Origin of the sequence: Pseudoalteromonas sp. bablab_jr011, assembly GCF_016464045.1 — a bacterium.
GTDB classification, from domain to species: domain Bacteria; phylum Pseudomonadota; class Gammaproteobacteria; order Enterobacterales; family Alteromonadaceae; genus Pseudoalteromonas; species Pseudoalteromonas lipolytica.
On the sequence record NZ_JACDWU010000108.1, the window covers coordinates 1 to 14,900 of the forward strand.

Genomic DNA, 14,900 nt, shown 5'->3' on the forward strand with positions numbered 1-14,900 from the left:
AGCAGTACATTGAAAATCAAAACACACCGCCAAGTGAAAGAGCCGTAAAAACTTCACGCGCTTTAAGTCAGAAAAAAGACTAGTTACCTCTTGCTTGACTCGCCCTTGAAAGGGTGAGATTGCGCAAGCCTAATGTTCAAAAAACTTCTAAAATCTTCGCTTTTCATTAAATTCCTCACTATTCTGAAGGCGCATTGATACCAGAGCTAATTACGCAACAGTCATTAAAACGCCACAGTAAATATAAGTAGTCTTCAAGACCTGGGATGGTTCTACCACCTGCCGCTGTAGACCATTTATGTTCAGACTCTCCCAATGGGTGACAGCACTTACCATTTGGGGAGTTTCTATCAGCTTCTGCTACGGGATGAAGCATCGAAAGCTTATACTGGGATTTGGGGATCATTGGCCAAAACTCGGGTTTACACATTGCATCCTCTCCGATTGTTTTTCTAGCCAACCCCTTTCGGTGCAAACTCGCAAGTACACGTTGTGTCAAAAGAGAAGTTACACGCGGCCCAGACTCACCGTGATAAACATTTCCAGTAAATGGATAGAGACTTCCGTCGCAGCCAGCACAACCATATGTAGATTCTTGAACATCTCCTGCTGTAATTGCGGCACAATCCGCAGTACACCACGCTTTTGCAATTGGGTTTGCAAATATAAATGCTTCTGGGGATAGTAAAATTGAGAGCAAATCATTGTTCCAAGTTGGATCAATCTCGCTAAGGTACATCAAATCAAAATCTGTATATTCACCACCACATTTAGGCAAATACAAAATTTCCAACATCGCAAATAATGGGTATGAATAGTAATGGTATTGGTACGTTGCCAAATCTGCACCACCGGAACTTTTAACATCCACTCCAGTGGACAATGAAAATAGATCATCCTGAAGCCTAACTCCCCCTAATGCGGGTGCACACCATGGAACTCTCACATGCTCGACTAATCTAGAGGGCTGCCAAAACCCTAGTTGATAGCCAAACTCCGGAATTCCAAGAGCATCATTACAAGCACAAATCGATTGGTCAGGTGCAGCCCCATTTGGTTTTGGACCTACTCCCATCAATCGCACTGGTAAGAAGCACGACCAACAAACTTCATTTATTATGTTGCTAAATACATTCGCGTTATTGCATGCGTTACCTTCAGCTTTTGTTTGCGTTGAAAATAAAGCGACTAAGAAAATAAGGGAAATCAATGTAAAGCGCATTACAATTGACCCACTTTTGACTCTAACCAATTAAATGCGATTAGAAAGTAATGCCAAGCGGTATCCCAGATTTGCTTTGCTACAGTGGGGTACTCGTAACTTAAATAGATCCCAGCTAAAACGCCTAACCCAACTAAAATTAATTTCATTTTTCACTCCAATCGAATTGACGTACCAGTAAATAGCCATTGCTTTGTGTTTCGATTTTGCTTGGTGTAGCTTCCACTTTGAATTTCTCAATAACTTGTTTAGGCAAAATGAAAACTGGTGCCCCAAACTCATTTCGAAACTTACTAAGGTCATCCCACCCTTTGTCTTTATCCATATGGGTTAGATGAATCTGAAACTGTCCTGATATCGATTTTAATTCTTCCTTAACCCAATCAACCTGTGACTTCACATAGGGATCAATTACAAAAATGGTTAAATGCATAGGGTATTGTTTTAAAAGGTTTGTTATGTCGCCAGCTCGGGCCAATATTTCTCCACGGCCATTTTTGATATCTTGAGTTACCCGAACAGTCGTATCTATTAGCCATTGCTTAGATTCTTCTGACGTTGGGAGAGGGTAAGTTTTATATTTCTTCCAGAACCTTTCTTTTGCTAAACGTTGCTTCTCAGCCCAATCAATCTTGCCTGCTGCAGCTTTCATTTGCTCTATGATGTCAGGTTCGTCAATATTGAATAATTGGCCTAATGGCTCTAACTTGAAATCGCCTTGTTTTTGGTCAAATTGCTCTTTTGCATATTGCGCATTCAATGTGCCCGGAGCAATAAGATGCTTATTACCATTTCTTATGACGATAGTTGGTACACCGGTTACATTAAACTCTTTAAATCTTAGTGGGTTTATTCCTACATTTGGCTCTACTTTTGATATGGCACTTAATTTCTGAATAAGCTTCATCGTCGATGATATGTGTGTAGCCCCTTTTTCTAGCCCTCTAAATAAAATTGTTAAGTTATGCTCTTTGGCCACTTGGAAGGCATCAATAAGTGCTCTTCTGGGCATTGAGAAACTTACGAAAATAGCGCCATCTGTACCTTCTAATAAATCAATCTTATTTTGTTGTTGTGGAAGTGCTCTCTTCATTGTTTCACTGGAAATAACAACAGCCTGATCTGCAATTGACTTGGCTAAAGCTATATCGTTTTCTTGAATTGTTGGCTTATCTATATCTTTTAACCACCCATTTTCTTTGGCTTTCTCGACAGCCTTATTCGCAGCGTCTTGAAAACTAGAAACATCATATTTGTTTTTTTGATTGGCACTTACGGAGACTGAGAACGCACACAGCAAAAGTATCGACTTAAAAAATTGCATATGCTTTCCCCAAAATATCCTCTTCATTTATTGGCCCCCAAAACCTGCTGTCATAGCTATAAATAGTCTCACCAACCATAAAGAATTCATTTTCATTCAAGGTAATTTGTCGCTCATACTCTTTTGGGTTTAACTGTAAGAAATTAATGGCATGCGTCATTCCAGCAATTTTGGATTCGACTCGATTTACAAGCATTTCATTTGGCGAGAACTTGATTTCATCGCCAGGAACTCCAGCTGCAATTTTTATGAAGTTCAACCCTTTATCAAAATTTTTATCTTCCTTGTTAAATTTGAATGCAACTAAATCTCCCCTTTTAATATCCTTATCACGATTGTCGACTATGAACATGTGAGCATACAAACATTGCTCTTGAAATGTAGGAAAAGAAAATGTGAAGCGAGCAAAAAATAATTCCGCTAACCAATATAAGCCAAGTAGTGTAAGGCATACTATGACTGTGCTTTTCAACTTTATGCTATTCATAGCTAATTGTTTTTGTGAGAACGTAAATAAATTCTACAGTGAGATTTTTGAGTAATTCTGAGATTTTCTTTCGTATTGAATTTTTTTTTGGCGATTAAGAAAGTATTTGTGGTACATTAACGACATACTAAAGTCTCCTCCAAAGAACTCTAGTATAAAAAAGGTAGCCTTTGGTTGAGGCTACCTTTTTTGTAACTTATACATTTTCTGTCTTAAATGTGCTTATTTAATTAAAGTTTTTAATATCTCATCAATTTCAGAGAATTGAACAATACCATCAAGTATAGGGTTCCTAGGTCGTGGAAGCTAATTCTAAATTTCTGTGTCCCAAAAGTCGAAAGATCTATATGGTCAAGTCAAATCTCTTTCGCTAGTTACTCTATACCCGCAGAGTAGTTTTTGAGATAACCAGCGATATCTCTCACCGCATTACCTTGAAGTTCAGCCTTTGCTTTAGCACCTTACTTTATGCGTATTCCAATCATTAGTTAGTTGTAACTGCTTCTACAGCCATTGTTAATTGATTATCAGCAAACGCAGGCTTAAAACGAAAACCTATGCGATACAAGCAAGTCATTAGCTTATCAATGCTGAACTTTTCAATTCGCCCATTAACTAAATCGCTCACGCGAGGTTGCGTTAGCCCTAATTGAGCAGCAGCGTCGGCCTGTGACCAATTTTTGGCATTGATAATGTCACGAATGACAATCATCAGATCTGATCGTGTCTGTAATTCAGAGGCTTCTGCTTTATCTTCGGTGATTGCATCAAAGATATTTGAGTATTCAAGAGTCATCTTAAAAACCTTATTGATTAACTTATAAGCACTATATATCTACAATGATATATATACAAGTGTTGATATATTTTTATTTGGTTTCTTTTTGCATTAGCTTGTACCGCTTCTTTGCAGTGTCCATAGCCTGTTTATCGACTCCGTTAGTCGTCTTGGTAAACGAATGCAAGATGAACACTGTATCTGCAAACTTAGCAACGTAAATCGTTCGATATGCTGGCCTGCCGTTCTCTATTAGCTCAACTGCACCAATGCCTACACTTTCCTTTAAGTGCTTAAACTTGCTAAATGGCTCTTTGTTTTGACAAATAGCGTTTAAATCATTTGCAAAGCGCTTTTGAATTTTATCGGGCAACGCTAGAAACTCTTTTTTTGATTGATTGTTTATAAACTTAAATTTTTTCAACTTCCTAATGCCCTGTCATTTTTATTCTTGAGTATACGCTATTAATGGCGTCTGATAATTGCAGTAGATTACCGCTGTATTTATCTGTCACAACTTGTCTCGATGCATGACCAAACAGATCCTCCACAACACCATGATCAACATTTTTGGCCAAATGGATTACTAACGAGCCGCTCAATAATTTTCAACCTTTCAGCAACATTTGAGCCCAATTAAAAGTTGTTCATTTTTTATGAATATGGCAGTAAAAATAGCTGCCATATTCACATATCATTTAATGAATTGTCTGAGTGATATCTATGAATTCAAAACTATCGTCATAACATCTACCTACAACATAATTTGTGCCTTTTAGCTTATCCTTGCTGAATTGGATAATATTATGAGAATGCGTTAGTAACTCACCATTTAACTGCCATGTAGTCGCAGCAATTCGACCATCCGAGTCATTACAGTTGAGATGTAATTCAAACACTTGATCTGTTTCATGCATATTAATACTACCGGTTGGTTTCTGATTTGGTATCACGCTCACTTCAAATGACTGCGAACCTGTCTGACCAAACTCAGTTTCAACATCAACGCGGATAGTATGATTACCAACAGATAAATCTCCAATACTTTCTCTATAACGCTTGCTTTCCATGACAAGCGCGCCATCCAAGTACCATTTATACACTGAAACTCTATCATCTGGATGTGAAAGCCATACACGAGATCTAAGTGATACATCTAATGGATATCTCAGGTATTCATTACTGAATGTACGCACGATCTCAATTTCTAATAGGGTTGGAGGTAAAACTTCTACAATTTGACTTACTTCTTTGCTTTGTCCCCTGCTGTTAGTAACCCTAAATGTGAGATTTTTCATTCCTTCTTGGGAAAACTGCAGAGTAAACTTGCCGTCATCTTGATTTAACACTTTAACTCCGGGTGTTTTTAGTAGCTCATATGTATACTCGACGCCAGGAGCAAAATGACGCTCTAAACCTACCCATGCAATGTGTTTAGAAGGCATATAATTTACTGTAGCTGGCATGTTTAGTTCAATTTCAGGAAACTCGTATGTCCAGCTCTTAACTCGAACTCTAGTTTCTTTGATTGTCTCTTGTTTTGAACCTTCTACCCAAGCTTGATAAGTCAGAATAAAGTTTCTTCCTTCAAGAAGATTTTCACTAAATGTCAGGTCAAATTCACTATCATTTATTACTTTCCCATCCGGTAACACCCATTGGTTTTGAGTCCTACCATTAATAGACTCAGTTCTTGTGAAAGAGCTTCCTTTAATGTGGTGTGTAGAGCCGACTTCTACTAGATCAGGGACATCTAAATCAAAATAGAATCGTGGCGCTCTTAAGAAGTAGTATCGCGCCCTAGCTTCGACAAAAGCTTCATCACCCAAACTACTGTCACTTGCTATCCCGTTATATTTCATTCGGGCATTGATATCTCTTCCTGTAAAGTCATCTTTATAGAATGAGATTTCTGCTGGACCTGAGAACCAAGACTTACGATTATCAGTTGACCACTCGATAACACCATCCCCATTTTGAACGAGGTTATCTCCGTCATACAAAACGAACTTTGCAGCTTCATTAAATAGAACTTCATTAGTTTGTTGAATTAATAGTTCAGGTTTTTCATAAGCAACAACTTTTAGAGTACCGCTAGTTGACCATTCGCCTGTAAACTTATTTTCAACTTTAACTCTCAAGTATTCAATTTCTTCGTTTTCATATCGCTTACGCCAACGTAAAGTATCTTTATGTTCTGTAGACTCCCTCCAATCTGAACCGTTACTTGAAACTTCCCACACAACTCGGCCAAGTGATCCAACATCTGCTCGGTCTTCAGGTGAGTAAATTGCTGAAGCTCTCAATGGTATCCGGCCCTTAATTAAGCCATCCTTTAGCTCCCCTTCAATTTTAGTGCCTTTGTACACAATAAAGTATGCACGAGCAGACTGAATATAGTACTCATAATCAGGTATAGGTGTTTTTGCTTTTGCTACTGCAACATAAATTCCACTTTCTTCGCCAATAACTTCCATCGGCATTTTTATGAAGGCTTCTCCTTTCGCATCAATTGTGACAGTTTCTGTTAATGGTTCAGGTATATTTCTTCTGTCATACTTACCTATGTAAACTTCCCATTCACCCATTGAGCTTTTGTCATAAACCCATCCATCGATTCGATTGTAATTCCCAAGGTTGATTTTAGCTGTTACTTCATCGGTAGATAGGATCTGATCATCTTGAAAATCTAGATTAACGCCAAGTGTGCTATCAGGAACGACTAAAGCTTTAATGCTTTGGGATGCATTTATTTCTGGAATTCTATGGTACTTAACGTTGTAATCGATAGGGAATACTTCCCATAGATTGCGTTCAACTTCAAAAGGCATATCGAACCTACCAGATGTTCTAAATATTTCACCTGTTCTTGTAGAAGGGTTTTTCGGAAATGTTTGGCTAACCCCTTTGGTGTCGAATGTCATATCTAATGAACCAGGGCTCGATACAGTACCCATTCTGACAATTTCACCACCCGAGTATTCAACTGGATAAAAACCGTTTATAAGTTCTCGCCTTGAGCTAGCTTCAACTGAAATCCCTGTTGGTTCCTGAGAAGAAATCTGTGTTTTTTCATTAGGTATGATCAGCGTTTCACCAAACTCATTAATTATTTCGATATCGCTTTCAATTTCTACAAGCGCTTTGTCTAAATAACCAACAGCCGATGGTGTTCTACCTCGCAATGATATTTCAAAGCCTTCTGGTAAATTAACCCAATTGAATATGCAGCTTTTAACACCTTTGCGCGCATATTTAACCGCGAGGTCTCTTTCACTATAGAACCGGCACTCTTCGCCGCTCACTTGTTCAGAATCTAAATAAACCAATTCAATTCGTCTAAACGGTAGATAGTCGTTTTCACGATGCTTTATATCAAACGACATAGGAGCAAAGACAACATTTAGATCATAATTAAATTTATCACCTGAAGAGTTTTTAACTACAACACTAATTTCTGCATTATCTTTTGGTGATAACTGCTGAGTTAAGCCATTAATAGTGACAATACCGTCACCAACAGAATTTAAACTTAATGGCACGCCGTTTGATTGTACACTCTCAATAGTGACACCATTTACGTAGCCATTAAACCCTGCTACTAACAGTTCACTATCAAAGTAGAACTCATCATCTTCCTCCATACTTTGGCTGTTTCTGAAAATAGAAATTGATGGCTGCTTACGAGATAAGAATGCAGCGTTTTTAAATTCTTTTTTATCTGATTTTGAATATAAGTACTTTGAAGTAACCGTAATATCGTAGTGTCCATCTGGTACACTCTGCACACCAGCTGTATAAATAAACTTGTTATTAATAACTTCAGGCCCGGTTAGATTTTTTACTATTACAGTTTCACCTTCAGTAATATTATCGTTTTTAAAAAGAGTAGTACCGTCAAATTCAAGTTCCTTAAGGACTTCGTGCGAACCACTAACTTTAAACTCAAGTTCAATCGATTTAGGAAGCCACCATGTACCTGATATAGCTGGAGAGGGTTTATCAAATACAACTCTCGCTGTTTCGTTCTCAACATCTATAGAAACGCCTAACAAGCCAAAGCTCAATGGCAAACCACTAGCCCTTGCATTAACTTTTACTTGCTCTACCCGAGAGTATGCATATTCCCAACTTACAATGGCTTGTGAGTTTATTTCTTTATCAGTAAAGTATTTATTAATTGAATTTACCTTAAACTGGTGAGAAACAATGCCATCCTCATAGCCAATGTAATTTTTATTTCCAAGGAAATAAGGAGTGATATTTATTGTGCAGGATGTACTTCCAGCATTTATTAAACAACTCCCCAAATTATCGACAATCACCTGTTGTGAATAATTAACTGGCTTAGTAGTGATTGAAATGGCTTTAACCTGAGCGTTTGGATCGTGATTAACATCGCTATTATTGTCGATCCATTTACTCCCTACATAAATAGAATATTTTGTTAGCTCAGGCGCAATTGGGGCCTCGACGTTAAAAGATGTAGTTCCAGACTTGATTAGTGTTTTCTCTTTCTCCGCGCCAAAATAGGCAAACACTTTATACCCAACAGGCACAACTCCGCTCATTCTCAATCGACCTTTCAGAGAAAAGTTATCTCTATCAAGCTCATCCATACCAACCCATTCAAAATAACACTTTCCAGATACATTATTATTGGTACCAATTGCAACCGCTTCATTAGTCACAATGTCACAGAAACCTGAAAACTTAGTTTGGACTGCTTCAAAACTAGACTCTTTTACGTGAGATACTAATCGACCACCTAAATTGTTAATCTTAAACTCGATTTCATCTTGAACTTTATTTAGTGTGATTGTTCTGGAATATAAATGTCCCAGAGTATCCTTGACCGTAACTTTTATTGTATTTAAGCCATTTTTGAAAATAACAGTGTCAGGTATTGTGGCAACACCAATTTTTGGCTTGTTAAAAGCAACGTTAGAAGAATTAACTTGAATCGATACCAGGTCAACGTCATCTGTAAATGAATTGAAAGTTGAAATTACCAGCTCTTGATTGTATGCAAAGTTACTGCTGTTATTTTGCTTAACACCTGATTTGAAAATATCAATTTTTGGGGCCGTTTTGTTAATTCTTAACCCATTAAAATTTTGGTTGGAAGGGATGCCACTTGAATTTGTGAAAGCCACAGAAGCACCATAATAACCATCTTCAATTTGCGTCATATCGAAGGTGTAAACATATGCACCATTTACACTTTCTCTCTTAGTGCTCGTAATAGTCTTATTTGCTGTAACTAGTGAGCCATCTTTTGTATATAGAACATTCCCGCTATAGGTGATGCCACTTGAAATAGTTGGCTGACTGTTTCGGCTGAATTTTACATTTAACTCAGATGGGGCCCACCAATCGCCAACAATCTCGCTTGAAGGCTTATTTAAAACGAGTTTAGCTGTGTTATTCGAAACTTGAATTGATTTGCTATTAACGTTTATTGTCTTTGTTGTCGCATAACTAGCAGGCATAGAATTAACCTCAAAAAGGTCAATTTTTGTTGGTTGGTAATTCCAAGGAACAGTTAAAGCATGTTTGGTGTTACTAACTCCCCAATAACTATGACTCGAATCAACTGACACTTGATAGCTTAAAGAGCCCACTTTATTTGAAATAGCATCACCAAGCTTTATTTCTGAAAATGAAATATCGCATGAAGTAGCGCCACTTTCTACTGTACAGCTACCAAGCGATGGTATAGATACCTTCTGACTGTAATCCCTTGCGTCAACATTAACTCTAACTGCAGAAAACTTATTTGCGGGGTTGTAATTGGTATGACTACCTACGCTCTTCCATGAGTTCCCAAGCTTAACTGAGTATCCTTGGACAGTCGGCTTAACTGGAGCTGCAAAATTAAAAATAAAGTTTTTTGTATCAACTAACTTTTTAGCTTTTGCTGACCCTGAATAATAATAAATTGAGTAGCCAATACTATTCGGACCTGAATTGGAAGCAACGCCTTCAACTTTAAATCCATCAATTAAATAACCGGCTGTGTTATTCCATTCAAATAAGCAATATCCAGCGCTTAAGGTTCCCCCTTGTAATGCTGTATTGTTATCTGTAGTGACAGTACAGTAATCGTCTAAAACAGTTTGGCGAGCCTCAAGCTTGAAGTTTTTTACATTTGAAATAAGTGTGCCTGATTTGTTCTCGATGACAAATTCTGGTTTGTAGATATTCATCGTTCCTTTGATAGTTGTGATAGCAATAGCGCTAAATGAAAACACCAAAGTAGTTAAAGCCGCTGCCTTTAAATAACTCATTATTAGACCTTGTTGGAATTACTCAAAGTTAACTTACCAACTTAGCCAAACAATAAAGCCTGAAAAAAAATTGAATTAGAAGAAAAATTCATGTCAACTAAATTAAACCTATCGAAATTTACTAGAAAACTCATTGTCCAACGCGAAATGGCGTCGATGGGATAAATCGGAACAGTTAGTCATGTTCTTAATATATATCTAATTTTATCAGCAGAAGCGTTTCGAACAGATAGCCAATGAAAATGATATTTTGTGTTCGAAGATTTAAACGTAGAGGGGATACAAAAGTTTAATGGTAGCATGATTGCTGATAACATCATGGGGCTAATTACTCAGTTTTCGCAATACAAAGCCAATCTAGAAGGTTAGCTCTATCGTGGAATAGGTCTCTTTAAAAATCCACTGGAATTTGTGAAAATTGCGGCCAACATCATGTGTTAACATAGAATGAAAGACTTTTCACTTGTGTAGCTTGCGGAACGCATCAAAACCGAGATCTATCGTCGGCTAAAAGCATAGCCAATCCTGGTAAGTTTGACTGAATTGCGGCTGGAATCGTCGCCAGGGTTAATCCCATATATCAGCATAAATCAGCTATCAAAACGAAAGTCTTCGAGTTATCGAAGTTTGCTGGGGAAGCTGAGACAAAAGAAGCAGCCTAGCTCCCAAAAGTTAGACTGCAGAAGCACATTGTTCGACGCGAAGCGGCGCCGATGGGTAGTTCACAATTTAGTTAACTTGACGATTTTAGCTTTAATCCGATTGAAATAATTTTTTTATTTTCAACGCCTTTCACTATAAGGCAAATAAAGTCTAATTTAACTTGATCACCCACTACAGGTTTTCCATGAAATTGATTCAAAATATATTGCTCTAAACTAAGATCCTTATCGAAAGAACTCGCATCAACTCCATAAGCATTTGCTAAATCAATCAATTTTGCTTCAGGGTTTAAATCAAACTCACCAAAAAAGTCATCGTACCCAAGGTTATTTGATAAAATAACAGGACCAAAAAACTTACCTATTTCAATTCGCTCAGTATTTGAGGCCAATATAATCACTTGATCCTTACAAACTAATGCATGCTGTTCATAATCATTTAAAAGGCTACCATTGCGTACTACACCTACAACCTGGTCCCCTTTCATTGAGAAAATTGAGTCTACTGTTACGCCTTCTGCCTTACACCCTTCTAGCACGGTATAAATAAAGAGCTCCTTTTCCTTTTCATCCCTTATCGATAAATGTAAATATTCAGGTTCCTTTGCTGCAGGAGGTAAATCTACTTGAAGAAATTTAGCCAACGGTGAAATCGTCCAACCTTGAACAAGCAGTGAAATCAAAACTACAAAAAAAACCAATTCAAAGTAAGTCTGAGTATGTTCTAGTCCTGCTAAGGAAGGAAATAAGGCTAAAATTATAGGGACAGCGCCTCTTAAACCACACCATCCAATAAACACCTGTTCTCTCCATGGGAAGTGAAATGGTATTAAAGATAAAAAAACCGCTAAAGGCCTTGCAATGAAAATAAGTACGAAAGCAATAGCCAAAGCTGGGATAATGATTGGTATTAAATTAGTTGGCGTAATTAATAATCCTAACATTAAAAACATTCCAATCTGACTTAACCAAGCAATACCATCATGAAACTTATTAATGTCGTCACTATATGATAGCGATGTATTTCCTACTATTGCACCAATGATAAAAATTGCTAGAAAACCACTCCCACCTAAAAGAGTCGTGAATCCAAACAAGCTCAACCCACCAGCAAATGCTAATAAAGGATATAATGATGAAGGTAATGATAAATATCGCAACAAATTAGCTAGCAGTTTTCCTCCAGCAAACCCGATTATCAAGCCAAGTCCCATTTGACGGACAAGTTCTATGATGAACAGCCATCCCTCAATTTTACTACTGTTTATTTGTAGAATTTGAACAAGAGTAATAGTAAGAAATATTGCCATTGGATCATTTGAACCAGATTCAATTTCCAGCGTAGCGCTTGTACGTTCTTTCAACTCAAACCCAGCATTTCTAATTAACCCAAAAACGGCAGCCGCATCAGTTGAGGCAACAATCGCTCCAATTAAAAGACCTTCTTGCCATGGTAGCTTGAGAATTAAGTGAGCAGCCCATCCCGTAATTGCAGCTGTTATAATGACACCAAATGTTGCTAAAGAAAGTGCCGGTTTTAAGCTGACATTAAATGTAGTTTTACGAGTACATAACATTGCTATTACTTAGCCGAACGCTATCTAAGCTCTCCAAGTGCATGATGTTGCTGACGACGTTGAAGCGAACCAATACGGTTATTTCTAATTGAGATATCAGACTTACCTTCAAATTTAGTTGCTGTTTACACCATCATTTTGCACTTGTTTTTCGACTTGTGTGTACAAAATTTCCTGTAACTGTGTACAAACTTCCTCTTTGTTGCACTTATCTTCTGGCGATTTGACGCGAGTTCTTCTGTAGCCCTTGCTGTATAAGGGCTGAGCGACAAAAGTACTTAGGGAGTTTGATGCGTCAGTTCGCGATTATCAGCGAGAGTATCGCTCTTTTGTCGATGACAAAAATCTCCTTCTACTTATATGTAATTATGTATCAGATAATGGATTTTGATATGTAATAGCTAATCGAATTTGTGTTGTTTGAGTTACTGTGATATGTTTCTGTATATAATTATTCTTAAGTGATGCATTAAGGCGTATCGAAATGAGCTATGTAACAGAGCAGATACTAGAAAGTCTTCGAGAAGCTCGGGTACGAAAGGGGTTTAGCCAGAGAGAGTTAAGTACTCGTTCGGGTGTGCCTCAAAGCCATATTTCGAAAATCGAGTCTGGCAGTGTTGATTTAAGAATATCCAGTTTGATTGCACTTGCCCGTGTACTAGACCTAGAGCTATTGGTTGCGCCTAAAAAGTCTGTACCTGCCATCAAGTCGATCATTCGAAGTGGCCAAGGTATTAACGGCATCAGCGATGAGGGTGAGCCAATGTCGCCCGCGTATCAGTTAGAGGAAGACGACGATGACTAACCATGTCTCTACGCTCAACGTGTTGCTCTATGGTGAACCGATCGCAACGATCACCAACGTGGGTAATGACAGAACACTTTTTGCCTTTATGGATTCGTACATTAATGACGAATCGCGGCCTGTGTTAGGGCTTGGCTTTAAAGATTCGCTCGGTGGCCTGCTGACTAGCTTCAAACCTACCCAAACTAAGTTAACCCCGTTTTTCTCCAACCTTTTACCAGAAGAAACCATGCGTAATTACCTGGCTGAGCGTGCTGGTGTGAACCCAGCACGGGAGTTTTTTCTATTGTGGGTGCTAGGGCAGGATTTAGCTGGCGCGATCACGGTTGAACCGGCGGGTGGTGAAGCGCTGCCACCTAATGTGCATCAAGGCATTGACGATGAAACGAAAATTGAAGCGCCGATGCGCTTCTCATTGGCGGGTGTGCAGTTGAAGTTTTCAGCCGTGCAACAGGCTAACGGCGGCTTGACCATTCCAGCAACTGGTAAAGGTGGCTCTTGGATTGTGAAGTTGCCGTCATCTCGATTTGACGCTGTGCCAGAAAATGAATATTCAATGATGGAACTGGCTCGAATGTTGGGAATGGACGTGCCAGAAACGCAGCTACTCCCTATTAATCGGATTACTAATATCCCAAATGGCATTGGCAAATTTGGTGATAGCGCTTTTGTGATCAAGCGTTTTGACCGTGCAGATGGTCAAGCTGTTCACATTGAGGACTTTGCGCAAGTGTTTGGCGTTTATCCTCAAGATAAGTACAAAAAAGCCAGTATGCGAAATATTGCTCAGGTTATCGGTATTGAAGGGCAAGACGAAGACATTGCTGAATTTACTCGCCGACTGGTGTTCAATACCTTAATTGGCAATGCGGATATGCATTTGAAGAATTGGTCTGTGATCTACAAAGATAAGCGCACCGCATCGATTGCGCCTGCTTATGACTTTGTTTCAACCATTCCTTATATCCCCGATGATAGTGCATCGCTGAAGGTGAGCCGTAGCAAGAGATTCAGCGATTTCACGCTGGATGAGCTATCACACTTAGCGGCTAAAGCCATGTTGCCAGAAAAATTGGTGTTAGATACAGCCAAACAAACCGTAGCAGGCTTCCATGAGGTATGGGCGAAAGAAAAAGCGCATTTACCCCTTACTAAGTCAGTCATTGAAGCCATTGAAATGCATTTACGAAGTATACCGCTACGCTGAATTCCTAGTAGCTAGAGCGTGCATATTGATAAAGATGGTTTAACTTAATGCGATTTTACGGCACTTTTCGCCGTAAACTGGAAATTTGGTAAACTGCACAATGATACCGGTGTCATGATAAGGCTGATCTTCTGAACAAATCATGCATCTTTCTGACCATCAACAAGTGATGAACCAGGCGATGATAGCTTTACATTGATTTTCAGGAGAATACAGATGACAGCAGTAGCGCACCAGGTAACCCCTTTTCTAACATCTTACGAAGTGATGGCTCGTTACCACATTAGCTATACGACGCTCTGGCGAAGAATAAAAGATGGTAGCTTGCCGCAACCTCGTATCAACCGAAATACACGAAACAAGCTGTGGCACATTGAAGGTTATGTGCAAAGAGACAAGCGCCAAGGGGCTTTGTTTCCTAAATCGATTCAGCGAGCAAAGCTCCTCATAATCGTTTGAATATTAAACTACACGGTAAGTTTCAGGCATGCCTAGCCCAGTGAGTTTGTTCAACGCCTTTATCATCGCGTAAGTTTCTCCTACCTGAC

General features: G+C 38.7%; 10 protein-coding genes and 1 pseudogene. 3 read left to right on the plus strand and 8 right to left on the minus strand.

From position 1 onward, the window contains the following. Nucleotides 1-178: 178 nt before the first annotated feature. The 8 genes from JIG41_RS04490 to JIG41_RS04530 all read right to left on the minus strand — a co-directional run bounded on the left by JIG41_RS04490 (nt 179) and on the right by JIG41_RS04530 (nt 12,340). On the minus strand, nt 179-1,222 hold the full coding sequence (locus tag JIG41_RS04490; RefSeq protein WP_063528104.1) for a TraU family protein: 1,044 nt from the start codon (nt 1,220-1,222) through the stop codon (nt 179-181). Further along, entirely contained in the window at nt 1,222-1,371 is a 150-nt protein-coding gene (locus tag JIG41_RS04495) for a hypothetical protein (RefSeq protein WP_171040457.1), read from the minus strand. Before JIG41_RS04495 ends, JIG41_RS04490 begins: the two co-directional genes overlap by 1 nt. Next, nucleotides 1,368-2,546, minus strand: a complete 1,179-nt coding sequence (locus JIG41_RS04500; RefSeq protein WP_063528105.1) for a TrbC family F-type conjugative pilus assembly protein — start codon at nt 2,544-2,546, stop codon at nt 1,368-1,370. The genes JIG41_RS04495 and JIG41_RS04500 overlap by 4 nt, the downstream gene beginning before the upstream one ends. Beyond that, entirely contained in the window at nt 2,533-3,033 is a 501-nt protein-coding gene (gene lepB / locus JIG41_RS04505) for a signal peptidase I (protein WP_051501951.1), read from the minus strand. Before lepB ends, JIG41_RS04500 begins: the two co-directional genes overlap by 14 nt. Before the next feature lie 484 nt (nt 3,034-3,517). Beyond that, nucleotides 3,518-3,829: a helix-turn-helix domain-containing protein gene (locus JIG41_RS04510; protein ID WP_063528106.1), complete on the minus strand. Its 312-nt coding sequence runs from the start codon at nt 3,827-3,829 to the stop codon at nt 3,518-3,520. A 73-nt stretch (nt 3,830-3,902) separates the two neighbouring features. Further along, nucleotides 3,903-4,235 carry a type II toxin-antitoxin system RelE/ParE family toxin gene (locus JIG41_RS04515; RefSeq protein ID WP_063528107.1) on the minus strand — a complete coding sequence of 111 codons (333 nt, stop codon included), beginning with the start codon at nt 4,233-4,235 and terminating at the stop codon, nt 3,903-3,905. Between the two features lie 274 nt (nt 4,236-4,509). Further along, nucleotides 4,510-10,101 carry a hypothetical protein gene (locus JIG41_RS04520; protein ID WP_138558468.1) on the minus strand — a complete coding sequence of 1,864 codons (5,592 nt, stop codon included), beginning with the start codon at nt 10,099-10,101 and terminating at the stop codon, nt 4,510-4,512. Nucleotides 10,102-10,834: 733 nt separating this feature from the next. Further along, nucleotides 10,835-12,340 (minus strand): potassium/proton antiporter, encoded by a 1,506-nt coding sequence (locus JIG41_RS04530; protein WP_138558467.1) that lies wholly within the window; start codon nt 12,338-12,340, stop codon nt 10,835-10,837. Nucleotides 12,341-12,824: 484 nt separating this feature from the next. Between JIG41_RS04530 and JIG41_RS04535 the strand changes: the two genes are divergently transcribed. The 3 genes and pseudogenes from JIG41_RS04535 to JIG41_RS04545 form a co-directional block, all read left to right on the plus strand. After that, nucleotides 12,825-13,145: a helix-turn-helix domain-containing protein gene (locus tag JIG41_RS04535; RefSeq protein ID WP_063530062.1), complete on the plus strand. Its 321-nt coding sequence runs from the start codon at nt 12,825-12,827 to the stop codon at nt 13,143-13,145. After that, complete coding sequence (locus JIG41_RS04540; protein ID WP_063530061.1) at nt 13,138-14,352, plus strand: type II toxin-antitoxin system HipA family toxin; 1,215 nt, start codon at nt 13,138-13,140, stop codon at nt 14,350-14,352. The genes JIG41_RS04535 and JIG41_RS04540 overlap by 8 nt, the downstream gene beginning before the upstream one ends. Before the next feature lie 216 nt (nt 14,353-14,568). Further along, a pseudogene (locus tag JIG41_RS04545) lies at nt 14,569-14,757 on the plus strand (helix-turn-helix transcriptional regulator); the annotation flags it as partial. Nucleotides 14,758-14,900: the final 143 nt, after the last annotated feature.